The sequence below is a fragment of the Actinotignum inguinis genome, from assembly GCF_051265835.1.
GTDB classification, from domain to species: Bacteria; Actinomycetota; Actinomycetes; order Actinomycetales; family Actinomycetaceae; genus Actinotignum; species Actinotignum timonense.
In genome coordinates this window covers 244,329-267,528 of sequence record NZ_JBOZDP010000001.1, presented here as the reverse complement: position 1 = coordinate 267,528, position 23,200 = coordinate 244,329, and the positions used below count along the sequence as shown (strand labels likewise).

The 23,200-nt window shown below is 61.7% G+C and carries 19 protein-coding genes; 5 read left to right on the top strand and 14 right to left on the bottom strand.

Going from position 1 to position 23,200, the window contains the following annotated elements; all coding sequences use genetic code 11:
• Positions 1 to 224 precede the first annotated feature (224 nt).
• The 5 genes from ACRQFC_RS01135 (at position 225) to ACRQFC_RS01115 (ending at position 6,193) form a co-directional block, all read left to right on the top strand.
• The gene (locus ACRQFC_RS01135) at positions 225 to 1,250 is read left to right on the top strand and encodes a Fic family protein (RefSeq protein ID WP_320753566.1); all 1,026 of its coding nucleotides are present in this window, start codon (positions 225 to 227) and stop codon (positions 1,248 to 1,250) included.
• A 99-nt stretch (positions 1,251 to 1,349) separates the two neighbouring features.
• Entirely contained in the window at positions 1,350 to 2,030 is a 681-nt protein-coding gene (locus ACRQFC_RS01130) for a TetR family transcriptional regulator (protein ID WP_410374577.1), read from the top strand.
• A 12-nt stretch (positions 2,031 to 2,042) separates the two neighbouring features.
• Positions 2,043 to 3,866, top strand: a complete 1,824-nt coding sequence (locus ACRQFC_RS01125) for an ABC transporter ATP-binding protein (RefSeq protein WP_320753564.1) — start codon at positions 2,043 to 2,045, stop codon at positions 3,864 to 3,866.
• Entirely contained in the window at positions 3,860 to 5,632 is a 1,773-nt protein-coding gene (locus tag ACRQFC_RS01120; protein ID WP_320753563.1) for an ABC transporter ATP-binding protein, read from the top strand. Before ACRQFC_RS01125 ends, ACRQFC_RS01120 begins: the two co-directional genes overlap by 7 nt.
• A gap of 195 nt (positions 5,633 to 5,827) precedes the next feature.
• Positions 5,828 to 6,193, top strand: a complete 366-nt coding sequence (locus tag ACRQFC_RS01115; protein ID WP_320753562.1) for an SdpI family protein — start codon at positions 5,828 to 5,830, stop codon at positions 6,191 to 6,193.
• Positions 6,194 to 6,225: 32 nt separating this feature from the next.
• Here the strand turns inward: ACRQFC_RS01115 and ACRQFC_RS01110 are convergent, their stop codons facing one another.
• From ACRQFC_RS01110 to ACRQFC_RS01045, 14 genes are all read right to left on the bottom strand, one after another.
• Complete coding sequence (locus ACRQFC_RS01110) at positions 6,226 to 6,783, bottom strand: hypothetical protein (protein WP_284890122.1); 558 nt, start codon at positions 6,781 to 6,783, stop codon at positions 6,226 to 6,228.
• On the bottom strand, positions 6,768 to 7,346 hold the full coding sequence (locus ACRQFC_RS01105; protein ID WP_320753561.1) for a Panacea domain-containing protein: 579 nt from the start codon (positions 7,344 to 7,346) through the stop codon (positions 6,768 to 6,770). Before ACRQFC_RS01105 ends, ACRQFC_RS01110 begins: the two co-directional genes overlap by 16 nt.
• Before the next feature lie 68 nt (positions 7,347 to 7,414).
• A complete protein-coding gene (locus ACRQFC_RS01100) occupies positions 7,415 to 7,795 on the bottom strand; it encodes a hypothetical protein (RefSeq protein ID WP_320753560.1) in 381 nt (126 codons plus the stop codon).
• A gap of 98 nt (positions 7,796 to 7,893) precedes the next feature.
• Complete coding sequence (locus ACRQFC_RS01095) at positions 7,894 to 8,931, bottom strand: HNH endonuclease (RefSeq protein WP_320753559.1); 1,038 nt, start codon at positions 8,929 to 8,931, stop codon at positions 7,894 to 7,896.
• A 180-nt stretch (positions 8,932 to 9,111) separates the two neighbouring features.
• Positions 9,112 to 9,771, bottom strand: a complete 660-nt coding sequence (locus ACRQFC_RS01090) for a hypothetical protein (RefSeq protein ID WP_320753558.1) — start codon at positions 9,769 to 9,771, stop codon at positions 9,112 to 9,114.
• A 2-nt stretch (positions 9,772 to 9,773) separates the two neighbouring features.
• The gene (locus ACRQFC_RS01085) at positions 9,774 to 10,385 is read right to left on the bottom strand and encodes a hypothetical protein (protein WP_284901798.1); all 612 of its coding nucleotides are present in this window, start codon (positions 10,383 to 10,385) and stop codon (positions 9,774 to 9,776) included.
• Complete coding sequence (locus tag ACRQFC_RS01080; RefSeq protein ID WP_320753557.1) at positions 10,378 to 11,178, bottom strand: ABC transporter ATP-binding protein; 801 nt, start codon at positions 11,176 to 11,178, stop codon at positions 10,378 to 10,380. The genes ACRQFC_RS01085 and ACRQFC_RS01080 overlap by 8 nt, the downstream gene beginning before the upstream one ends.
• A complete protein-coding gene (locus ACRQFC_RS01075; protein ID WP_410374576.1) occupies positions 11,171 to 12,301 on the bottom strand; it encodes a FecCD family ABC transporter permease in 1,131 nt (376 codons plus the stop codon). Before ACRQFC_RS01075 ends, ACRQFC_RS01080 begins: the two co-directional genes overlap by 8 nt.
• Positions 12,302 to 12,329: 28 nt before the next feature.
• Positions 12,330 to 13,484, bottom strand: coding sequence for an ABC transporter substrate-binding protein (locus tag ACRQFC_RS01070; RefSeq protein WP_274736337.1), 1,155 nt, complete (start codon positions 13,482 to 13,484; stop codon positions 12,330 to 12,332).
• 162 nt (positions 13,485 to 13,646) lie between these two features.
• Positions 13,647 to 14,915 (bottom strand): ATP-binding protein, encoded by a 1,269-nt coding sequence (locus ACRQFC_RS01065; protein WP_320753555.1) that lies wholly within the window; start codon positions 14,913 to 14,915, stop codon positions 13,647 to 13,649.
• 221 nt (positions 14,916 to 15,136) lie between these two features.
• The gene (locus ACRQFC_RS01060; RefSeq protein ID WP_435731149.1) at positions 15,137 to 17,026 is read right to left on the bottom strand and encodes an ABC transporter ATP-binding protein; all 1,890 of its coding nucleotides are present in this window, start codon (positions 17,024 to 17,026) and stop codon (positions 15,137 to 15,139) included.
• Entirely contained in the window at positions 17,019 to 18,893 is a 1,875-nt protein-coding gene (locus tag ACRQFC_RS01055) for an ABC transporter ATP-binding protein (protein ID WP_435731150.1), read from the bottom strand. The genes ACRQFC_RS01060 and ACRQFC_RS01055 overlap by 8 nt, the downstream gene beginning before the upstream one ends.
• Before the next feature lie 100 nt (positions 18,894 to 18,993).
• Entirely contained in the window at positions 18,994 to 21,504 is a 2,511-nt protein-coding gene (locus tag ACRQFC_RS01050; protein WP_435719991.1) for a YhgE/Pip domain-containing protein, read from the bottom strand.
• Complete coding sequence (locus tag ACRQFC_RS01045; protein WP_435719990.1) at positions 21,501 to 22,256, bottom strand: TetR/AcrR family transcriptional regulator; 756 nt, start codon at positions 22,254 to 22,256, stop codon at positions 21,501 to 21,503. Before ACRQFC_RS01045 ends, ACRQFC_RS01050 begins: the two co-directional genes overlap by 4 nt.
• Between the last annotated feature and the right edge of the window lie 944 nt (positions 22,257 to 23,200).

The window sequence follows — 23,200 nt, the reverse complement described above, 5'->3', positions numbered from 1 at the left end:
GAAAGCTACCCAAGCAGCCGCGTGGCTGCGGAAGTTTCCAATGGGTTACGGAAGCAGCCGCACGGCTAACGCAAGGGGCCGCTCCTGAAATATCCAGGGGCGGCCCTTTTGCGTGCGCGGGGCGTGGTCCTGCTGCGTGTTTTGGAGCGGTAGGTGTTCGCGCCGAGCTCTTGGTGATGGCTTACCCAGATGAGAGAATGGGATAGATCTTTAGCGGAAGGGGAATGATGACTAACTATGAGCCGCCCTTCCATGTGACGGACTGTATAACCGTGCTGGTTGGCGAGATTAGCGAGCGAGTCGGCGCGATAACGGTTCTGAGTGAAAAAAAGGGTAACCCGAGGCTGCGCCGCGAAAATCTGATACGAACAATTCACTCTTCTCTTGCTATTGAGGGAAACTCCCTCTCGCTAGCGCAGACAACAGCGATTCTTGACGGCAAGCGTGTTCTTGGAACGGTGCAGGAGATCCGAGAAGTTCGTAACGCCGGTCTTGCCTATGAGTTGCTGACGGAAGCTGATCCTTTCTCTGTTGATGACGTATTGCGTGTGCATGACAGGATGATGAACGGACTCGTTACCGAGAGTGGGCGTTTCCGTTCTGGTGGAGTAGGAGTCTTTTCGGGAAATGTAGTTGTGCATACCGCACCGCCGGCAGATCTGGTCCCGCAGCATATTTCAGATTTGCTTAGGTGGTACCAGGAGTCGAACTTGCACCCGCTTATTAAAAGCGCGATTTTCCATTACGAATTTGAATTCATCCACCCTTTCGCTGACGGCAACGGTCGTGTGGGGCGTCTGTGGCATTCCCTGCTGCTCGGGCAATGGAAGGAGCTCTTCTTCTGGCTTCCTGTTGAGGAACTTATTCAATCGCGGCAACAGGACTATTACCGGGCTTTCGTTGTTGCGGGTAAGGAAGGGGATAGCTCGAATTTTGTTGAGCTTATGTTGGAGATAATCCGCGATTCTTTGACCGAGGTCGACGTACTTGGTCGGTCGACCGACCAAGATACCGACCAAGATACCGACCAAGATGGCGTGGTACACGATTGGAAAATCCAACAACTTCTTTCCGTACTGTCGGATAAGACGCTTTCTGCCGCTGAAATTATGGATCTTCTTGGATTGTCGCATCGTGCGTCATTCCGCGAAGGCTACTTGATGCCCGCTTTGCGCCTCGGGCTTATTGAACGCACAATTCCGGACAAGCCGACCAGCCGAAATCAAAGATACCGAAAGTCTCGCTCTTAGGTCTGTGCTCGGCTACTGCTCTCTGGTGAAACCTCTTGCCGCCCTGCCTCTGCCGGGCTATCCTTATCGCATAACAGCGTTATGTGAGGTGGGGTTGCGATGGCGGCACGTGGAAATGGCTCAACGCAGGAACGGATCCTTGCCGCGGCTTTGCGGAATTTTTCCGAGCACGGCTATGAAGCGGCCAGTTTGCGCGTGATTGCCAAAGAAGCCAATGTCACCACCGGTGCCCTCTATACCCATTTTGATGACAAACAAGCCTTGTTTGCGGCCCTTGTGGAACCCTGTTGCCAGGAATTACGCCAGCGTCATCGCGAAGGAATTATGCGCGGTCTGGCCCTCACGGAAAAATCGCTCGCCGAAAAGCCACTTCCCGAAAAGGCGCACGTGGAAGAACCGGGGCAGGGCGGTAGCCGTTCAGGTGAGGATCTCGGTAGCAGTATCACAGACTGGATGATCGATTACGTCTATGACCACCTCACCGTATTTCAGCTAGTTCTGTGGGGATCCGCGGGTACTCCCTATCAGAGCTTCGTAGCTGACCTAGCCGAATACGAAGCCCGCCTCTATATCGAGCTCGGCCCGGAAGATGCGGTGTGGCCCGCCTTCGCGCAGGTCATGTGTGAAACCGGATGGTACGGCTTCTTCGGTGCGCTCAGGCAAGGCCTCAACCGTGAGAACGCCAAAAAATACCTGGGCTTACTTCAGAACTTCCGGGAAGCCGGATGGCGGAGTCTCCTGGAAGATTCGGTGCATTCCGGCACGCATGCGCTCGGGTAGAAAGAAGATCCCATGTCTCACCATCAAGGGAAAAACGCGAAGCAGGCTCCGAAAGCGACTACGTGGCAGCTGGTCGCACCCGTGCGCACGTCAATGCTGGTCTCCTTCATTATTGCCGGGATCGGATCCGGCGCTTCGGTCATTCCGTATATCGCATTAGTTGGCCTGGCTGATGACTGGCTCGGCGGCCGCGGCACGGCACGTATCTGGTGGTGGTTAGGGCTCACTCTGGTGGGCTTGTTGGTGCATCACATCTGTTACAACTGGGCAGTTGGTATCACCCATATCAGCGAAGCAGGGCTGCGGCATCGGCTGCGCCGTCGCATCATCACACGCTTAGGCGTTCTGCCTTTGGGGCGCGTGCGGCGGCTGGGTCCCGGTGAAATCCGGAAAATCGTGGTTGATGACACCAGCGCCATCCATACCCTGGTTGCCCATGCCAGCGCCGAACTCGCCAGCGCACTTGTGGCACCGCTGGTGGGCGGCATCTACCTGTGCGTGCTCGACTGGCGGCTGGCGCTGCTCCTGGGCGGAGTATTTATTGTTGCTGTTGGCTTGGCCATGGGGATTGCTTTCCGTGGCGGGGATCAAGCCGTTAAAGATTACGACGTCGCCCAACGGAAACTCGCGGACGCAACCGTGGAGCTCGTCGATGGCATAAAAGAAATCAAAAACTACCAACTCCCCGCCACCGGAGTCGGCGGGCGCTTCACCACGGCGCGGGAAGAAAATTCCGACGCCTCCTTCCGTTGGCTGGCCGGGGCCGGTAAAGGAATCGCGGTGGTATCCGCATTGAGCCAGCCGGGCGTGATCCTCGCGTGGAGCGCCCCGATCATCTGCTGGTTCGTGTGGAGCGGCTGGATCACACCCGCGAGTAGCCTGGCGTTCTTCACTATTTGGCTCGGGTTACCCGCGGGCTTGGGGCAACTCATGACGCTCACCCAGAACCTGCAAGGCTCACTGCGGGCCGGGGAAGATACAGCAGTGCTGCTGGCAGAAAAACCGCAGGAAGTAGGGGAGTACCAGGTTCCTGCCCCGGCTGCGCGCGCTACGGATTCGGCCACTAAGGATGCGGCCGTTACAGATTCGGCCGCCCCGTCGGCTTCCGCCCCGGAACTATGTTTCCAGAATGTGTCCTTTGGATATGCTCCGGGCCGTCCGGTCCTGCACGATATTAGTTTCACCCTCCCACCCGGAACCCTGACCGCCGTGGTCGGGCCCTCGGGAGCTGGGAAAACGACCATCGGCGCGCTCGCGGCACGTTTTTGGGATCCGGAAAGTGGCTGCATTACCCTCGGCGGGCACGACCTGCGCGAATACAGCCGCGCGGGGCTCTACAGCCAAGTGGGCACAGTATTTCAAGATGTGTCCCTAGCCGCGGTGAGTGTGCGGGATAACCTCCTGCTCGGCAACCGGGAGGCTACCGATGCACAGATACAGGCAGCTGCGGCCCGCGCGCATATCGCTGAGCGTATCGAGGCGCTCCCGGCCGGGTATGACACAATCCTGGGGGAGGCCGCTGTGCTTTCCGGCGGTGAAGCGCAGCGCTTGAGTATCGCCCGTACCTTGTTAGCTGATCCTCCGCTCCTTATTTTGGACGAAGCAAGCGCGCACCAAGATACCCATACTGCGCAGGCGCTGCACCAGGTCATCGCGGCGCGGCGCGGGCATAGCTCCACCTTGGTGATCGCCCACCGGCTAAGCGGGCTCGCCCAAGCCGACCAGATTCTGGTGATCGCGGGCGGGCGGATCGTACAATCCGGCCGCCACGACGAACTCGCGGCCACCGCGGGCCTGTACCGCGACATGCTGAAAGAGCAGGGAATCCCATGCTGAAAATGCTCACGGCGATGCGCACCGTACTACACGTGCGCCAAATAAAAATCTTGATAGGGGCCTACACCGCGGCCGCGGTGGCCCAGGGCATCACCTTAGCGATGCTCATCGGGTTCCTCCGGTCACTGCTCACCGAAGGCGGCGCTAGCGGCGGCGCCGAAAGTCTCGACGCTTCCGGGATCGGAGCAGCCGGCGGTGCGCCGGCCGATGGGCAACTATCCTCCTGGCTCATTGCAATATGCATCAGCGGAGCCATCACATTTTTCCTCTACGTGGTCACGATGAGCTGGTCTTACCGGGTGAGCGTGTACGCGATCTGCGACGAGCTCATGAAGAAAATCGGCGCGGCGGTAGTGCGCCTCCCGGTCGGGTGGTTCACCCCGTCCCGCCGCACCGCGGTTATAAATGCCACTTCGAAAGACGTTAACACCCTCTCCCACCTGGCTTCCCTGGTCTTCCCCGCGGTGATCTCAGGGGTGGTCGTTCCCTTCGTTATGGCCGTGGTGGTCACGGTGGTCGAATGGCGCCTCGGGGTGGTCCTCGCGGTGACCAGTATCGGATTGTGGTTCATCTGGGGATGGATGCACCGAGCAGTGCGCGAAGCCCAAGCCAGCGAAGCCCGGCTCTCACGCCGGGTAGCCGGGCGGATTATCGAATTCGCGAAACTCCAGCAAGTCCTGCGCGGCAGCGGGCAAACCCAATGGCAGCCCCTGGATGAGGCGCTCGCTGCCGAGTCCACCGGAATCCTGCGGACGCTGCGCAGCCAAAGCCGCCCGGCCTCCGCATTCCTCCTGCTGGTTGAACTGGCTTGCGCCGTATGCCTGGGCTGGGGCGGAGCCCTGGTGGTTGGTGGCGGCCTGGATTTCCTCAGCTTCCTGGCCATCGCCGTTGTTCTCACCCGTATTAATCTGCCGCTCTCGCAATCAGTTTTATACTCCACCGCGCTCACGGATTCTATGCAAGCCCTCGAGCGGGTGCGCGAAATTATCGCGGCCGCCGAGGAACAGCCCGATATCTCGACTGTCGCCGAGCCCGTGAACGCGGATTCTGGCGTGCTCGCGCCCTCCCACGCGAACCCAGGGCCGAGCGTATCTCCCGAGGCGGATCCAGGCGTGCTCGCCGATAGCACCATCGAATTTTCCGGGGTGACCTTCGGCTACGATCCGCGCTGCCCGGTGCTGCGTGATCTCAACTTGAAAGCCCCGGCAGGTAAAGTGACAGCTTTGGTGGGCCCGTCAGGTGCGGGAAAAACCACCGCACTGGCACTGGTCGCCGGCTTTTGGCAGCCACAGGGCGGAACCATTACGCTCGGCGGGCGTGATATTCGCGAATGCCAGCCCATGCGCCACATCGCGATGGTGTTCCAGGATGTCTACCTCTTCAGCGGGTCCATCCGAGAAAACCTGACGTTGGCCAAGCCGGATGCCACGGAGGAAGAAATCCTCACCGCGGTAAGCCAAGCCGGGCTGGATCCGGTTATCGAGCGGCTACCCGCCGGACTTGACACCCAGGTAGGTCCGGGTGGAAATGCGCTCTCTGGTGGGGAGAAACAACGCGTTGCCATCGCCAGAGCTTTCCTCAAAGACAGCCCGATCCTCCTCCTCGACGAAATCACCTCCGCGCTGGACAGCATCACCGAGGCAGTCATCGGCGAAGCGATACGGCGCCTCGCCGCAGGCCGCACGGTACTGATGGTCGCCCACCGTCCCTCCACAATTGCGTGGGCGGACCAGGTCATCGATTTTTCGCATCTCACGGCACGCTGAACTTGCGTATATTCGGTAGCACAGCGCGTCCAATGGGGAAGCAACCTATCGGTATTTCCGACAGATTCTATCGGTTACGAATTTGATGTGGGTACTGGTACGACGGCGCTGCCACTCAGTAAACTGGCCCCTGGGAAAACACGGTTCACTGAGAAGAGCGCCACCAGCAACGAAGCTGGCAGATGGGAGGGGTCAATGACCTGGCAGATCGCGGTAGTGATAGTGGTTACCTTATGGGGCTCTGCGCTGGTTAGTGGCTGGCTCGCCTACGCCTCACGCAAAAAGACCCTCAAGCTCAACGGGCTCATCGGGTACCGCACCGACATCATCATGACGAACCAGGAAACTTGGCAGGAAGCGCACGCAGCAGCTTGGCCGTGGACCGCCGCCAGCACGGCATGCCTGGTCCTCGGCGGTCTCGCGGTATTGCTCCCGCTCTCCGACGGGGTGCTCGCCGCGATCATCGTCCTCAGCATGGTGGTGCTGCTCGCCTGTGTATTTGCTGGTGCACACCGCGCTCAAAAGGTTGCGAAACGGATTCTTTGCGAGCAAGAGCGGTGACCGAGCCGGGCAATAGACTTCTGCTGCTATTCCTAGGGTAAGAAATGGGTGATGGCTTCGCGTGCAGCACTAATTGTCTTGTACATCGGGAAGGTGGAAGCCTGGCTGCTGTGGAGCGAAGTGAAACCATACTCGCGCTGGTAGTAATTGGCGACGGATTTTACCTGTGTTTGCAGGATGATATAACGTACACCGATGATCTCGCTTACCGCTGCAGCCTTGGAAAATACGTGTGCCATGAGTAAGGGACCCAGCGAGCTCTTTCCTGCATAATCCGCGTGGAGAGCGAATTTACCTAGCAGCAAAGCAGGGTGATGATCGTAAGCCGCCAATAGGCTGCCGTTCTCAGGGAAATGATATCGATCTCGCTTCAAGACGCTCGTAGTAGGGACGTTTGTGCTGGTAAGCGCGAAATATCCGAGTGGCTCACTCGAGTTCTCTTGGCAAAGTACCCACACCACGCAGGTATCCTCTTCCTGGAGTTTGCGAGCTTTGTCGCGGAGCCACCTTCCGAGCGAGTCGTTGTCTTTTCCTGTGATGAAAGAATCGAGGAAAATATCTTCGTTCAGGCGAGTCAGATGGAAAGACATCCCAAATCCCGAAGTTTCTCAAAAAAAGAAGCCGGCGTTGGGGTTTCTTCGAAGGGGAAAGGATCGTAGATGATCTTGCGATCCGGTAGCGCAAAATCAGGACTCTTTCTCGTGGCGAAGTAATCGATAATCTCGAAGCTTGACAGCGTCGCACGTTTTGCTCCATGTGGGCGAGACTGCCATGCCTCGATCCATGGTTCCTCTTGCTGTGTAGCGCGGGCCAGTTCCTCAGGAGTCATGTCACCATACCGATCCCAGACCGCCTTCAGAATATCGCTGGTGTAGAGATCGAACTCTTTGGTTTCCTCTTCCCAAGCGGCGTGGACTTCTTCGAGAAGCTTTTGATCCACAGTTGCACTGCGAGCAGAAGCGGTAAGTGTAAGTAGATCACCCGCAACGGGACCGTTTTCCATTGCATAGAAGGCGTCATCGAAGAGGGCTTCGCCTGTTTGGAAGCCGTACCAACCAAAGGCATAGAAGCACAGTTTTTGCAGTTTGGGCGCGGATAAGCTGCCGGATGCTGACTGGGAAACGAAAAACTGGGCTACGTCAAAAACGCTCATGGGGAGACCTCCTGTCCCATCATTCTGGCATAAGACAGGTGGCTTGTATGCAGTCAGAAGCATTGAAATTATCCTTTCGTTAGTTGGCCGGCGCGCTGGTACGAGACTCCGAGTATGGCGCCGATATCGCGCAGAGTTAGGCCGTTTTCTTTAAGTTCGAGTGCAATGCTGCGTGTTTGTGCCGCAGCTTGCCGGGTGAGTTCTTCTGCCTCGTGGCGGAGACGGTATGTTTCTGCAATTCGAATATCGAAACCTTCGGGGAGGATGATATCAATGGACGTGTCGAAGCTATCGGCCGCCAGTCCAGTTTGAGATGCGATAGCGCTCCGGATTACCTCTTCAGCCTGATCGAGCTTCGGGCATTCTGAAACATGATCGACCGCATGGCATTCCAGGTGCCACTGTTTACCGGCACGTTCGGCGCTTGCTTTGAATACGGGTCGATTCATGTTTTCTTCTTTCTTGTAGGTGGTTGGCAAAATTCTAGCCCGGCTTGAAAAGCTAGTCAAGCCGGGCTAGAAAAGATGCTGCGTTTCACGAGCGGACTTTAGAAGGGAGCGCAGTCTTCGCTCCATCGGAGCGTTGCCGTCGCAGCGTCGTACTGTAACCAGCCAATATCAAAAGCGCGGTGATGGTTCCGGCACAGTAGCAATCCATTGTCGCTGGAGTCGGGTGAATCCAGGCGCTTGGGAATAATATGTGCGGCTTCAAGAATATCCGGCCGGTCCATTCCGCATACCTCACAGGTCTTTCTCGTTTCCAGCAGCTTTTTCCGGAACCGTTGTTGGGCCGGGCGTTCCCGCACCCAGCGTAGGATCCTTTCGCTGATCTCAGTGACATCAAACTCCGATTCAACGATGTCATCGCCATGCTCATTGAGCCATTCTTCTACTGGATCGCTAACGGAATAATGCGGCTGTTCAAGCGCCGGTCTTTCTGTAGATGAGCGAGCTACTGGGGTATTGCCGAGCCACTTTCCGAGGTATTTCCACAGATACGGGTTATGCCATTGCGCGCGCCGCTTGCGGTACCCGATTACCGAGTGCATGTAATCGAATTGTTTGACGAGAGCTGTACGCAGGACAGATGACTCAAACATGAAGTCGAAGATTTTAGGAGTATTTGCACGGATATAGGCAGCCTCGGACTTGTACGGGAGATATCCGTATTCGAAACCAAATTCTTCTTCAATTTCACGGCTCTCAAGATCTTTCTCGAGTTCGGTTTCCAGGTCTCCATCGATGTGCAGGGACACCCTCCAACTCTGGAGCTGTCCTTCGGAATTGAATACTGTGAGTAGCTGTTCCTCCATTCCGGCGGATGCCACGAATCCCATGCGTGCACCACCTCGTTTAGGAAGTGCACTTACCGCAAGATTCTGAATGGGGCCGTTATACCCACCCGTTAATTCCAGATATGCGCAGAGAATCCCCATTGCTTTGGGGAAATCTGGATACGTCATAAACGTTTCAAAAGCTTGTTGTGAGGTAGCGCCGCCATTGTCGCGAGGCTTTGCACCGTTGAATCGTGCGCGGTGACTCTGTGTATCTTCGGCAATGAGCTCGGCATATTCGGAAGCCAGCAAACGATCCTCCTCGATCTTCTGTGCGGGTGCGCCGTTTCCTCTGGTTGCTTCAATATTAGCGACCTCGTGCGTGCGAGGCCCTGGGCCGTTCTCCGAGGATAGAAAAGGTGGGCGCGCGACATCTCGCGCCCCCACCCGATTGCGTTCTCGACTAAGAGCCGGGCCCACGTGCCGCCAGTGCTAATCCCCGAGCCACTCCAGCATGCGGTAGAGCAACTGCGTGGCGCCGGGCATGAAGCCGGCCCCGTGATGATAAGTCGCGTCCATCGTGGAAACCACCAGCTCGGCTGGGAAAGTCACATTATCGTGGTAGAGCAACATATTCGGGTGATCGGGAAGCGCCAAATAATGCCCGCCCCAGGGATCCACGCCCGGCCCGGTCTGCTCCACCTGCGTGAGCACCACCAGCGCCGTCGCCCCCGCCGGAGGCGCGAGCACCCCGTGATAATGCCAGTGGACGGCCTCGTCGGAAAGATACTCCCAGAGCGGGTGATCAGTGTTCACCGAGCGCCGCCCCAGATCCTCGCCGGTACGCCAGGACCAGAAATTCGTGCCGCGCGGAGTCTCAGACGTGCCCGGCAGCCAACTATCCACCTGGTTAATGCCATCGATAAATACTTTTTTACCGGCCTGCCCCAGGAAATCCAGCACCTGGCTGTGCTTCGCGGCCACCACACCCGGGTGATTACGCGCCGCCAGATAGACGGCGTCGAACTCCGAAAAATCTCCCGAATAATCCGGCCAGTACACGGGGGTGACCGGGCGTGCCCGCACCGCCGGATCCTTTACGGTCGCGAGGTGGAAAAACGAACCGGTATGCACAAATGCTATTTTCTTCATCGCTACTTCTCCAGGTATTCGGTGATGGCGCGGCGTAGCCCGGCGGCGGAGGTCCCGGGGAAAGCGAAACCGCTCAGGTCGTTACCGTTGTGGACGATCACTTCGCCTTCGCCCAGCCGGTAGCTGATGTCCACCGGCAGCTTACCGGGGCCGATCCCCGTGATCACCCGGGTGCCTTCGGGCAGCTCAGCGAGGAAAGAACGCGCGTAAAAACCGGCCACCCCGATCTCGCGTAATTCCTCGAAGGAATGCTGGCCGGGCACGCCGGTGCGCAGCAGCATATCGCGCCGCTCCACACCCTCCCAGATCGGATGCGGCTCCACCGCGCTCAACCACACATCATCGAGCCCGTGAAATTCCATTTTTCGGTGGCTCGGCAGCCCATCCACCCAGCGCCGCATCGGCAATCCATTGGCCAGCAGTTTCCCGCCCGCGCGCACCCACGCGCTCAGGCGCTCGCGCTGAGTTTCCAAGAAAAGCTGATCGGCGCCCATCGACACCACAATTCCGCGGTAATCGGCCAGCTGGGTGCCGGGCAGCTCGTATGTATCAATAAGATCAGGTGGCGTACTCGCATCGCGCACCATATTCATAATCGTGAGGATATTACCCATCGTGGTCCTTTCTTTGCGAGGGTGGTGTGGAAGCGGAAGAGGCGGCGTCGTCGTTCGCACTAAAATCCGGTACGACGACGCACTGCGAGCCACGATCAACCGGAACATCACGGACCCGAATCGGAGTGCGATAAAGGGTGCTCAGGCGCGTTTCGGTGAGTTGGCGCGCGGTTTCCCCGATGGAGAGGTCGTCGGCATCCATGACGAGGGTGGTGCGCGAGGTGAGGAAGGCGTGCGCCGGGTCGTGCGTGGTCATAATAATGGCCAGGCCCTCGGCGGCGAGCGTGCGAATAATTGTGAGGACGCGGCGCTGATTGCGCAGGTCCAGGGCGGATGTTGGCTCGTCCAAAATGAGGGTGCTCGGGGTGGCGACCAGCGCGCGGGCAATGAGCGTGAGCTGGCGTTGCCCGCCGGAGAGCTCCGCGTAGGTGGCCCCGCCCAGGTGCGCGATGCCGACCCGTTCGAGTGCCTCCCAGGCGGCCTCGCTATCGGCGGCCGAAGGGCTGGCGAAAACTCGCATGGTGCGGGCACGGCCCATGAGGACCATGTCATGCACGGTGAACTGGTGGTTTGCGGCGTGGGATTGCGGCACGTAGCCGATGGGGCCGTCGGAATGGACGGTGCCTTCTACCGGGGTGCGCACCCCGGCTAAGCAGGTCAGCAGGGTAGTTTTCCCGCGCGCATTTGGCCCGAGCACGGTCAGCACTTCGCCGGGGCGGGCCTCCAGCTCCACCCCGCGGAACAGCCACGGGCCGCCGCGGTAATGATGCCCAAGATTATCTGCTTTAAGCAAGAGCCCGCCCCTTCCGCGCGCGCCGAATAAGCAGCCCAATAAATACCGGGGCGCCGATGGTGGCGGTCAAAATTCCCACCGGAATTTCCACCGAGGTCGCATTGCGCGCAATCGTGTCAATAATAAGGAGATACATCCCGCCCATGAGGAAAGATTCCGGGATAACCACGCGATTGTCGTGCCCCACCAGCAGGCGCACCAGGTGCGGAATCACCAGGCCCACCCAGCCAATAATGCCAGCGGCGGCCACCGAAGCCGCCGTAAGAAGGGCGACGGCGAAAATGCACACCCAGCGCATCGCACTCGGATTAATACCCAGCGCCCGGGCATCCTCATCGCCCAGCGAGAGCACATTAATACGCCAGCGCAGCGCCACCACCACGATCAGCCCAATAATAACGGGAATAATAATGGTGGTGACTTTTGCCCACGACGCCGCAGCTAGCGAGCCCATAAGCCAGAAAGTAATCGAGGGAAGTTTACTGTACGGGTCGGCCACGTAGGTCATGAGGGAAACCATGGCATTAAAGAACGCGGACACGACCACGCCGGCCAGCACAATCGTGAGGGTGGCCGAATGGGAGCGAATCCGCCCGATGAGCATGACGCAGACCACCGCGGAGAGCCCGAATACGAAGGTGGATCCCATGAGAATAAAACTCGAGGTGCCCACGAGGATCGCCAGCACCCCGCCGAAGGCAGCCGCGGAAGAAACCCCCACAATATCGGGGGAGACCAGCGGGTTGCGGAATAGGGACTGGAGCACCGCGCCGGAAACCGCCAGGCACCCACCGAGCACCACGGCAAGAATGACCCGCGGGGCCCGAATTTGGTTAATGGCCACCAGCGCGGAGCGATCTACATCATCCGGACTCGAGAAGAGGATGCGCACCACGTCCGGAGCACTAATGGAGAGCTGGCCCATGCCCATCGCCACCACCATCGCGCCGAGCAGCGCGATGGTGGTGATGAGCAGCACCGCGAAAGCCGCGGTGCGGCGCCGGGCGATGGTACTTGCGGCTGTGGTTGGCGCACTGGCCGCGGGTGCGGGGGCTACCGCCCCCGCCGTCGTCGTACTTATTGTTCCCGGCACCGCACCGGATGCACCGGATGCACCGGACACACCGGATGTGGCCGCTGAATCTGCGGATTTAGCGGACAACGTCATAATTAGCGCTGCCGGCATTAATATCGGTGCGCAGAACCAGATCGATATCTTCGTCGGTGAGGTCGTAGTTGTAGACCCACTTCGTCTTCTCGCGCATGAGCGCGGGCATATCGACCTTGAACTCGCCTGGGTAGGCGAGGGCCGCCACGTAATTCCAGTACAGCGGGGATTCCGCGCACGGAACCTGCCAGCGGTACACGCCCAGCGGGGCGCGGTAGACACGCTTATTCTTAATAGCACTTACTTCGGCCAGGCGCGGATCGTTATAAAGATCGTCGGGCACGGCCTTATCGAAAGCGGAAAGGAAAATAATTTCCGGATCCCAGGCCAGGATCTGCTCCGGGGAAACGATGCCATCCTGCACCACATCCGAGGTGGCCATATTCTGAATCCCGGCCACATCGAAAACGTGCTGCCCGTAGCTCTTTTCGGTATTCGCGGACATTTTCTCCGCCGAGTAGCTCAGCTGCAGCCCCCGCGGCTTGGGCTTGCCCAGGGCTGCAACCTGCTTGGATATCGATTCCTGCTCGCTGTGCATATAGTCGATGAGCTGCGCGGCGCGGTCTTCCTTGCCGAGGATTTCCCCGAAAAGCTTGATCCAGGTTTCCAGATTTTCCTGGGTGCCGTACTTGAGCCCGAGCACCGGAATGCCGGCCGACTCAATCGGGGTAATAAGATCCTCGCTGCGGTCACCCCACTGAATAAATACGTCCGGATCCTGCGCCAGAATAGTTTCCATATTCGGGGTGAATTGGCGATCCGCGATCACCGGGGTGGTCACCGATGCCGGGAAAATCTTCGAAATAATGCCTTGCTTATTGGCGACCAGCAGCGACTCATTAATACCAACAATGCGGTCCCAGGAGCCGTCCACCGCGGCAATAATGGTGGGCGCGGGGATCACCGCGGAGGCAATTTTTTGCACCGGGCGCGTGACTTCCACCTGGTGGCCGCGCTGATCGGTCACGGTGATGGGGCCGCTTGCGGCATCGCCCGTGGCGGGGGAGGCCGACGACGCAGCTGCGCTGGCACCACTCGAGCTGGTAGGTGATTCGGTAGAGGTGGAAGATGCGGAACAGCTCGCCAGCAACCCGGCGCAGAGCGCGCTCAGGGCAACGGTCATGACACGGCGTTTCACCAATGCTCCTTTGTTAGCGGCCGGGGCGTGAAACCGGCTCCCGACCTAGCGGTTAGGTGGCCCTAACTTTATGGACTGGAGCGCGGGGTGTCAACCGTTATGTGGCGTGAAAATCCTTGTAAATGCTTGAAAATCCGGGGCTGGGTATGAGTATGCGTAGCGTTACTGGCCCAGTGCGCTGAGCGGGAAAGTGACAACGCCCTCGGCGGCGGGCCCGGTTATTCCCGTGCCGGTAATGACGGCAAGGAAAGCGGGTTCGCCGCGTTCGGGTGTAATTTGGGCGACCGCTTTTTTGAGATTGTGTGCGCCCTGGGTGATCTGCCCGCCCCCGAGTTTGACTTCGATGCCCGCCCACACGCCTCCCGGGAATTCCAGCACCGCATCGATTTCATGGCCGTAGGAATCGCGATAATGCCGCACATGCCCGCCCAAGGTCTCGGCAAAAACGCTGAGATCGTGCACAACCGCGGACTCAAAAATAAATCCGAGAGTTTCCAGATCTCGCCGCAGTGCGGAACTATCCGCCGCAAGCGCCGCGCAGGCGAGCGCTGGATCGGCCAGGTGATACTTTGGTGACAGCCGCAACTGGGCTTTGGAACGGAGCCGAACCGACCAGGCTGGAACCGCCTCAACAACGAAAAGCCGCTGGAGGGTATCGAGAAGCGTGGATACCGTTTGCCGACTCGACGCGGGGAAAACCGCGTCCAGATCCTTTTTGAGAGTGGCGATGGAGACCTCGGTTGCCACCGAGCGGGCCAGGGACCGAAGTAGATGCAAGATGAGCTGCGGATCTTGGCGCAAGGTAATAATCCGAGGAATATCGGCACGGGCAACTTCCTGGAGGTAGCTGGTGAGCGCGAAGGACGCTGCCTCGCCTTCCAGCTCAAGCATCCCGGGGAAGCCCGGGCGCAGCAGGGCCTCAATCACGGAATCGAGAGGGGGCGTGCTGAGGTTCGTGGAAACGGGCTCCCCGGCGAGGAGCTTGTCGAGGGATACCGCGCCCGAGCTGCGCCCCTTTTCCTGCCAAGTCATCGTACGTTGGCGGATGCGGGTGAAACGCCCGGCCCCGGTATGGCGCGTGATGTCATCTGCCGGAACGGAAGAGCCGGTGAGAATGAAATCCCCGAAGCCGGGGGAGAAATCCACCGCCCGGCGCACCATATTCCACAGCGCGGGGTTGAGCTGCCATTCGTCGAGGAGCCGCGGGCGTTCGCCTTCCAGAAGCGCATCCGGAGCTATCTGCGCGAGCTGCTGCGCCTGTGGGGTGTCCAAGAAAATGGCGGATTCGCAGTGACGCAGTGCCGTCATTGTCTTTCCGCAGCCGCGCGGGCCTTCGATGACTAGCGCGCCTGACGAGGCGAGAGCCCGCGTGACCAGGCGGTCCAGAGCCCGGGGAAGGTAGGGGATTCCTGCAACTGCTTCCGTGTCCATACTCCCAGTCTAGAGGGTGGGTTGCAAAATGTAGAGTCCTTACGTTGCATTTTGTAGGCTTCATACGTTGCAAAATGTAGGATTGGGCCCGCCGGGCGTCTTGAAACGCACCGGCGGCCCCGCGACGTGTACACGAAGAGCGGCACTCAGCCGCCGAAGCGGCGCTAATCCGCCGAAACGGCGCTACCTTGCCGCGGCAGCAGCATTCCGCCAGATCGGCGTTACTCCGCCGCAGCCCCCAGCTGCCAGCCGGCCGCGCGCCGTCGATCCTCCCAGAACTTCCGGTACAGCCCGCCGTTTGCCAGTAGCTCGGCGTGGGTACCCACTTCGCGCACTGTCCCGCCGGCGTCGAGCACCACGATCTGGTCCGCACCCTGCACCGTTTCCAGCTTGTGGGCGATCACCAGGACCGTTGCCTCCTGGCGCAGCTGCTGAATGCAGGCGCGGATAGCGGCGGTATTTTCCGGGTCGAGGGCCGAGGTGGCCTCGTCGAAAAGCACGATAGGAGCGTGCTTGAGCAGAGCCCGCGCGATGGAAACCCGCTGGCGTTCCCCGCCCGATAGCATCCCGCCGCGTTCGCCCACCGGGCTCTCCCAACCGCCCGGCAACCGCGCGGCAATATCGCTCACCCCGGCCATATCCGCGGCCGCCCGCACTTCGGCATCCGTGGCGCCCTCGCGCCCCACCCGAATATTCGCTTCGAGGGTGTCGTCGTACAGATAAACATCCTGGAACACCATGGACAACTGCGCCATGAGCTGCGCCGTCGTTTGATCACGCACATCCACGCCGCCGACGCTCACGCTGCCGCCGTCCACGTCCCAGAACCGGCACATGAGCCGGAACAGGGTGGATTTGCCGGCCCCCGACGGCCCCACAATCGCGGTGAGGGTGCCGGGGCGGGCCGTGAAACTCACGCCGTTCAGTACCGGGGTATCCGCGCGGTACCCGAAACGAACGTCGCGGAGGGCAACTTCGCCGGGCGTGGGAAGGGCGACGTCGCTGGCGGGCTCGCTCGGAACAGGTGCATCGAGCACCTCGCGCATGGAGTCGAGCGGAGTGCGAGCCACCTCGGTCGCCATAACGAAAGCGGTGAAATCCTCCAGATTCCGCATGAAACGCAGCGCTACCCCGAGGAAGGCGAGGGTAGCGGCCGGGTTGAGCAGCCCGCCGGTGCACAGGTGCACCGCTAGCGCGATGAGGCTGACCACCAGCAGCTGCGCGCCCACCCCGGAAAGCAGGTTAGCGGCGATGCCCAGCCACAGCGAACGGCGCTGGGCGGCGAGGTTCGCGTTCACTGCGGTGTGGAGCGGCGCGAACGTGGCGGCCTGGCCGGTGGCCCGCAGGATCGGCTGGCACCGGGCGTATTCCACGATCCGATCAGCCAGATCGCTTTCGGTAGCACTGGTAGCCAGCTCGGAGCGGCGTCGTAAAACCCGGGCCGCGGCGGCCAGCGCGCACAGCAGCGGGAACGCAACCGTGAGGGCAAGCCCCAGCTGCCACTGCCAGATCCACATCCCTATCAGGAGCACCAGCGCGGCGGTGGCGTTGCGGATAATTGGGGTGGTGAAATGGGCGATGCCCTGGCCGATGGCCATGAGGCCGTCGGTGACCAAGCGCGAGAGGGTGCCGGCCCAGCCGGAGCGGAACCATCCCAGCGGCAGGCGGGAAAGCTGGTCGCCCAGCAGGCTGAGGCTGTGGCGGATCACGTCCATGGCGGCGGTGTAGGCCATGACCGCCTGAACGTAGGCGGTGAGCAGGCCGGTCACCGCGAGCGCGGCGAGCACGCTCATCCAGCCGCCCACGCCGAGCCCGAGGGTCGGGGTGCCGGTGGACCAGGTCAGCGCCAGGGGCACCACGGTGAGCAGCGCCAGGCCCTCGATCATCCCGGAAAGGATGACCAGGATAATCGAGCGGCGGTAGTAGCCGTGGCCTTCCTTAGTGAGGACCGAGCCGTAGGCGTGCACGAGGAGCGGATCGGAGAAACGCCCGGTGTGCGTGTGGGCGCCGTACGTGGTGGGTGCGCTCGCGGTGTGCGTGTGCCCGCCGCCCGCGCGCTCGCCGCCCGCGCGCCCGCCGTAGGTGTTCGTGGCCTCAGAGTTCTTAGGCATGTTCGCGTCCTTCCATGAGCCGCACCCAGAAGGGATGCGTGGCTACCTCGTCCGGGGTGCCCAGGGCGGAAATCCGCCCCTGTTCCAAAATGCAGACCTGATCCACCCCGAGCACCGATTCGGCGTGGTGCGCGATCACGAGCACGGTGCGCCCGGCCACCAAACGGTTGAGGGCGCTTTGGATTTCCGCTTCACATTGGGGATCGGTGGCCACGGTCGCCTCATCCAAAATAAGCAGATCGGCGTCGGCCAGCAGCGCCCGCGCGATGGCTAGGCGCTGGTTTTGACCCCCGGACATCGTGGTATCTTCCCCGAGCACCGTGTCCAGCCCCTTGGGGAGGGCGCAGATATCGTCCCAAATATTGGCGGCGCGGGCCGCCTGCTCGATGGCGGCGTCGTCGGCATTGGGGCGCGCGAGGCGAATATTATCGCGCACGGACATGCGCAGCATTTGCGCGTCTTGGAGCACGAAAGCAACCCGCGCGTAGAGGTCTTTTTCGGGGAGGGTGCGCAGGTCGCGCCCGTCGAGGAGCACCCGCCCGCTATCCGGATCGCGGAAGCGCGCGAGCATGGTCGCCAGCGTGGATTTGCCCGAACCGGAGGGCCCGAGCAGCGCGGTCACGGTGCCGCGGCGCAGCGTGAGGGATACGCCGTCGAGCGCCTGGATGGTGCGCCCGGCGCGCGGATAGGAGTAGCTCACGTTCTCGAACACAACGTGTTCGGGTACGACGCCGCCCGCGGCTTCTCCGGTGCGTGCGTCCCCGGGGGCTGCGGGTGTTTCGGACGGGGCCTCGAGCTGCGGCAACTGTTCCACGCTCGTTACCTCGATAATGCGCAGCGCCGAATTCCCGGCCAGCTGGTAGGACCACATGCTGGTGGAGAGGGTGTCGAAGGTGAGCGGCACGATGAGGCCGATGAGGGAGCAGGCGATGACCTCGGGGAGGGTGGCGCCGCCGGCCGCCAGGATGAGCGAGCCGAGCCCCATATTGATGAGCAGCACCACCGGCGCGGAAATGAAGGACATCGCCAGCGCGGAGCCTTTGAGCAGCGGCCCGCACCAGTCCCAGTAGAAATTCCCGAAATCATCGGCGGCGCGCGCGAAAGCGCGGTGCGCGTGGCCGACTTTCCCGAAGCTTTTGACTACCTGGATGCCTTCCACGAATTCCACCCCGCGTGCGGCGAGGTAGCCGAGCCGGTCGTCCATCTCCGCGGTTTTTTCGCCCATATCGCGCATCATGAACATTTGCGCCGCGAAATAGAAGGGCAGCGGGATGATGGTGAGGAGCCCCAGGCGCCAATTCACGGTAAACGCAAAAATAACGAGGGCGAGCGGGGTGGCTACCGCGGCCGTGGTTTCCACCGGGGCGTGCGCCACCAGGGTGTGCAGCGTGGTGGTATCGGCCTGGATCGCTTTGCGGATCTGCCCGGAGCGCGCCCGAGAGAACCACGAGAGCGGCGCGCGTGAAATCTGCGCGATAATGCGCTCTTGCAGCAGCCCGCGCAGTTTGAGATCCGCGAAATGCGTGATGGTGAGCGCCAGGAAATAGAGGAGCAGCTGGGTGCAAAAAGCCCCGGCAAGTAGTTTCACATTCCAGCTGAGCGCCGCGGTATCTATCGGCGTTCCCGCGCGCCAGGCCGGCAGCAGAATATCGCCAATGCGCACCAGCGCAATAAACGGCGCCACGGCCACGAGCGAGGAGCACACCGCCACGAAGCGGCCGAGCGCCAGGCGCGGGGCAATCGGCGCCATGAGTTCTTTGAGGGCGCGCTGTCCTTGCGCGCGTTTTTCTTTATACGTATCGACACGCGTGGCGACGCCGCCGTTCGGGGCGGTGCCGGCATCTGCGTGGGTGAGTTGAGCCGTCATCCCATTCCTCCGCGAACAGTAGGAGAGGTGCCCCGCGGGCGATCCGCGGAGCACCTCCATATTAGGCTTCCCTTACTTCGTGGTAAATAGGACTCAGAAATTACCGCGCCGCGGCGGGCGCCTCCTCATTTTTTGGTACGACGACGCCGCTACCGGCTTTCGCCTCGCGGGGCCGGGACGCGCCGGCGTGGCCATCGCGCCGTATTTTGATGATGGCGGCGAGGACGGTGGCCAGCACCGAAGCAGCGAACCATATCCCGAGCGCCCCGGCGTAGGTGGCGGTGTCAATGGGGCCACCGGCAATTGCGGCGCGCAGGGCGTTGACCGTGTGGGTGACGGGCAGCAGCGGGTGGACGGCCTGGAAGAAGCTCGGCGCGGTTTCCACCGGGTAGATGCCGCCGGCCGCGCCCAGCTGGATCACGATCATGAGAAGCGCGATGAAGCGACCCGGGGCGCCGAAAAGCGCAATGAGTGCCTGGTTGATCGCGATATACACAATCGAGGAGGTGACGCAGATGGCCAGGGTGGCGCCCGGGTTAATGAGATCCACATTCCCGAAGAGGTGGAGTATCCCGACCAGCAGGCCCGCCTGCACGATCCCCATGAGCGCCCCGCTAGCAACCGAACCGAGCCCGAGCCGCAGCCCGGATACGCGCGCCGCTGCGAGACGGCGCGAGAGAGGTGGCTTCATGAGGTAGAGGCCGATAGCGCCCACCCACATCGCCAGCGCGATGAAGTAGCAGGCGACTGCCGCACCGAAATCACCGACGGGATGGGCGCGGGTGGTGCTTAATTCCACCGGGGTGGCCCCCACCTGCTGCATCGTTTCTGATTCGCTCGGGGTGTAGACCGGGATTTTCTCCGCACCTTCGGAGAGTTTCACTTCCAGGGTGGCGGCGCCATCACGCAGGGTGTGCAGGCCGTCGCGCAGGGTCTCCTGGTTGGTCGCGAGGGCGGTGGCGCCGCTGCTTACCTGGGTGGCTCCGCTGTGGGCGGCGCGTGCTCCGGCGGCGAGGTCGGGGGTGCGGGCGGCCAGTTCGCCGCTTCCGGTAGCGAGGAGCGCGGTGCCTTCCGCCAGCTGGGTGGCGCCGGTTGCGGCGCGGCTGCTCCCGGCGGCGAGGGTATCGAGTTGGCTCGCAAATTCCGTGGTGGCGGCGAGGGCTTGCTGGCCTCCCGCCGCGGCGCGCTGCGCACCCGCGGCCAGCTGGGCGGCACCGTCCTTGAGCTGCGCCGCCCCGGCGCTCGCGGCCTGCGCCCCGCTGGCAAGCGCGCTCAACCCGCCGCTTCCGGCGCCCGCGCGAGGCTCGCCGCTCGCTCCGGTGGCGGTGCCCGCGCCAGGTCCGCTCCCCGTTCCGCTTTCCTCACCTACGAGCGCGGCGATTCCGCCCTGGAGCTGGGTGGATCCTTCAAGAAGCTGCGCGGTGCCGGCCTGCGCCTCAGCGAGCTTCGCCTTGACCACTTCCGGGGGCAGCACATCGTACATCGCGATAAGGGTGCTCAATCCATCATTGAGGCTGCCGAGCCCGCCGCTGAGCTTCTCCGCTCCGGTGCCCAGCTGCTGCGCGCCGGCAAGAGCGCGGTTGGCGCCCTCCGCCAGCGCGGCATTCCCCTCCGCTACTTTCTGGCTGCCCGCCGCCACATCCTGGCTGGCGGACGCCAAGGTATCCAGGCCTGCGGCGCTGCGCTCCGCACCATCCCGGAGCTGGCCGGCCGCCAGGCTCGCGGCACTGGCCCCACCGGCTATTTGGGAAACCCCCTCGCTGAGGGTGCTGGCCCCGCCCGCGGCGTCGCCTGCTCCGGCCGCAAGCTGAGCTGCGCCGTCGTTCATACGCCCCGCACCGGAAGCTAATGTTTCCGTTCCGCTGGCGAGGCTCCCGGCACCCTCGGCCAGTTTGCCGGCGCCCTGCGCGAGTCGGGTTGCGCCGCCGGCGGCGTCATGCAGCCCGGCGCCCAGCTCTCCGGCTCCGCCCGCCGCGGCGCTGAGCTGCTCGCTCAGCGTCCCGAAGGAAAGGTAGATGCCATCAAGATACTCGGCCGACACCTTCTCCGAAACCGCCGCGGTGGCGGTGGAGGCGATGACGCGTCCCACATTGCCGACAATATAGTTGAGGGCATCGTCGGTGACGAAGGAGAGCCGGGCGCGGGTGGCGGCCGCGGGGCCGCGAGCCACAGAGGTGGCATCGCTGGAGAACGACGCCGGAATACTGAGCACCGCGTAAATATCGCCGTTAGCCAGTTTCTGCTGGGCCTCCGCGGCGGAGTATTCCCGCCACTGGAAGTTCTGGCGCTCCTCGGTTTCCAGGAGCTTGGTGGTGATGCTCGCGCCCAGGTTCACCTCGGAGCCGCCCAGCTGCGTGCCGCGATCCTCATTCACAATCGCGGCCGGGATCTCATTGAGGTTGCCGAGCGGGTCATCGTAGGCGCCGGTGAGAATCAGCGCGTAGATCATCGGGATAATGGCGAGCCCGAACATAATAATCGCGGGGCGGATGCGCTCCCGCCAGCTGCGGGCGGCAGCCGGCTGCGCGGCTGGCGCGGCCTGCCCGGTTTCTGTGGCGACGCTCGGTGTCGTCGTATCCTGCTGCGGGGCGGTGTTTCGTGATTCGCTCATGAGTGTTCTCCATAGGCGGCGCGGGTAAAACTGCCCACTTCGGTGGCGAGGCGGGGAAGATCATTGGGGTCGGCGGGTTCCTCGGTCATCCAGTGGAGCACGCGCCAGAGCAGGCCGGCCGCCACCATGGAAGCGAAGTCCATTTCCGCTTTCGAGGGCGGGGGATAGTTGCCGTTCTCGCGGGCGGGCATGTTTGAGTTGGCGGTCGCAGGCGTGGGCGTGCCGTTACCCGACATTCGTTTTTCGTGTACCGGCGTGCCGAACATGACGCGCCCGCGGGCACGAATGGCCGGGGCGCTGAGAAGGCGATCGCGAATTGCCGCGATAATCGGGGCTGCGCTGCCCAGGGCCGCGGAGCTGGTGAGGGTCGCGACAATAAGATGGCGGTGCTCCAGCAGAGTGGTGAGCATGGGGAGCAGCACCTGCCGCTGCACGTCGAGCGAAGGTTCTTCCGAGGTTGGCACCGGGGTGGCATCGAAAATTGCGTGGAGCCGTGTAAGAACGACGGCGCTCACAAGCTGCCTAATCCCAGAAAAATGCTGGTAAAAGGTGGGGCGGGTGACCCCGGCTTCGCGGGTGATCCAGGAAATAGTGAGATCGTCAATCGCCGCACCGCTATCAATGAGCGCGCCGGCGGCGTGCACTAGCGCATCATAGGAGCGCCGGGCCCGCGGATCGTTTGCGGCGGGGCCGAGGTTATCGTGTTGGATTGCGGCAGGGTCGAGGCTATCGTGCTGGTTTGCGTTCGGCATTCCGCTCGTTCCACCGTTGGGATCGTCTGTGTGTACCTCTCTCATGCCGCCTAATTTACACATGTAAAATAGGCGGCGCAAGGGGAGGCGGGGCGGTATGTGTTTTCCGAGCTGTAGTGCAGATGTCGTACATGCGAAGTACATCTCGGAAAAACACACCCGACTCCCGCCCGCGCGGGGCAGGTAAAGTGACTCACTCTCAAGCGTCACGGATGCAAAACGTGCATTTCGGACCATCATCCTCGTCAAGTGCGCGTAAGAGACACGACATCACTCCAAAACGGTGCTCTTACGCGCACTATGTTTTCGGGGTTGGGCTGGACGGGCCCGGGCGGCCAGATGCCAGATCAGCTCCGGGTGGTGGCTGGCCACCAGGCCCGCGGTGCAGAGACAAAGTGGTACTGGAGAACAGTGGGCCTGACAGAGTGGTACTCCACGACAGAAAATCAGGCGTTGGCTGTAGCTCCAGTACCACTTTGTGAGCCGGCGTGATTGAGAGCGATCAGTGTCACCGCTGGCATCACAAAAAGCAACGCCCTGCCGCGGTAGCAAATAGAAAGCAACGTCCCAACCCGAATGGGCACAAAAAGCAACGTCCCAACCCGAATGGGCACAAAAAGCAACGTCCCGACAGGGAGTCTTTTCAGAATGCAACGCCTTGACGCGAGAGCTCACAGAAAGCAACGCCAGTGCACGATTTGGAAAAGTTAATGTAGCTGTGGTTGCTTTTTGTGAGTCGACGGTCGGCGGCTGTCGCTCGCAGGCCCGCCCACCGGCTTAAATTCACCGAACCCCCGGCCTGTCACTCGGCCGAGGGTCCGGGAGAAAAGCGCGCGGCGGCTCAAGCCCGGTTCAACGCCTGCTCAGCGCCGCGTGCCGGGTGGTCCGGTTCGCACCGCACCGCGCGCCGCCGCGGAAACTGCGCGAAGCCCGCACCGCGCCCG

Excerpts from the sequence above, each read along its gene's own strand:
- ACRQFC_RS01135 (WP_320753566.1), top strand. The coding sequence starts at position 225 with ATGATGACTAACTATGAGCCGCCCTTCCATGTGACGGACTGTATAACC.
- ACRQFC_RS01130 (WP_410374577.1), top strand. The coding sequence starts at position 1,350 with ATGGCGGCACGTGGAAATGGCTCAACGCAGGAACGGATCCTTGCCGCG.
- ACRQFC_RS01125 (WP_320753564.1), top strand. The coding sequence starts at position 2,043 with ATGTCTCACCATCAAGGGAAAAACGCGAAGCAGGCTCCGAAAGCGACT.
- ACRQFC_RS01120 (WP_320753563.1), top strand. The coding sequence starts at position 3,860 with ATGCTGAAAATGCTCACGGCGATGCGCACCGTACTACACGTGCGCCAA.
- ACRQFC_RS01115 (WP_320753562.1), top strand. The coding sequence starts at position 5,828 with ATGACCTGGCAGATCGCGGTAGTGATAGTGGTTACCTTATGGGGCTCT.
- ACRQFC_RS01110 (WP_284890122.1), bottom strand. The coding sequence starts at position 6,783 with ATGTCTTTCCATCTGACTCGCCTGAACGAAGATATTTTCCTCGATTCT.
- ACRQFC_RS01105 (WP_320753561.1), bottom strand. The coding sequence starts at position 7,346 with ATGAGCGTTTTTGACGTAGCCCAGTTTTTCGTTTCCCAGTCAGCATCC.
- ACRQFC_RS01100 (WP_320753560.1), bottom strand. The coding sequence starts at position 7,795 with ATGAATCGACCCGTATTCAAAGCAAGCGCCGAACGTGCCGGTAAACAG.
- ACRQFC_RS01090 (WP_320753558.1), bottom strand. The coding sequence starts at position 9,771 with ATGAAGAAAATAGCATTTGTGCATACCGGTTCGTTTTTCCACCTCGCG.
- ACRQFC_RS01085 (WP_284901798.1), bottom strand. The coding sequence starts at position 10,385 with ATGGGTAATATCCTCACGATTATGAATATGGTGCGCGATGCGAGTACG.
- ACRQFC_RS01065 (WP_320753555.1), bottom strand. The coding sequence starts at position 14,915 with ATGGACACGGAAGCAGTTGCAGGAATCCCCTACCTTCCCCGGGCTCTG.
- ACRQFC_RS01060 (WP_435731149.1), bottom strand. The coding sequence starts at position 17,026 with ATGCCTAAGAACTCTGAGGCCACGAACACCTACGGCGGGCGCGCGGGC.
- ACRQFC_RS01055 (WP_435731150.1), bottom strand. The coding sequence starts at position 18,893 with ATGACGGCTCAACTCACCCACGCAGATGCCGGCACCGCCCCGAACGGC.
- ACRQFC_RS01050 (WP_435719991.1), bottom strand. The coding sequence starts at position 21,504 with ATGAGCGAATCACGAAACACCGCCCCGCAGCAGGATACGACGACACCG.
- ACRQFC_RS01045 (WP_435719990.1), bottom strand. The coding sequence starts at position 22,256 with ATGCCGAACGCAAACCAGCACGATAGCCTCGACCCTGCCGCAATCCAA.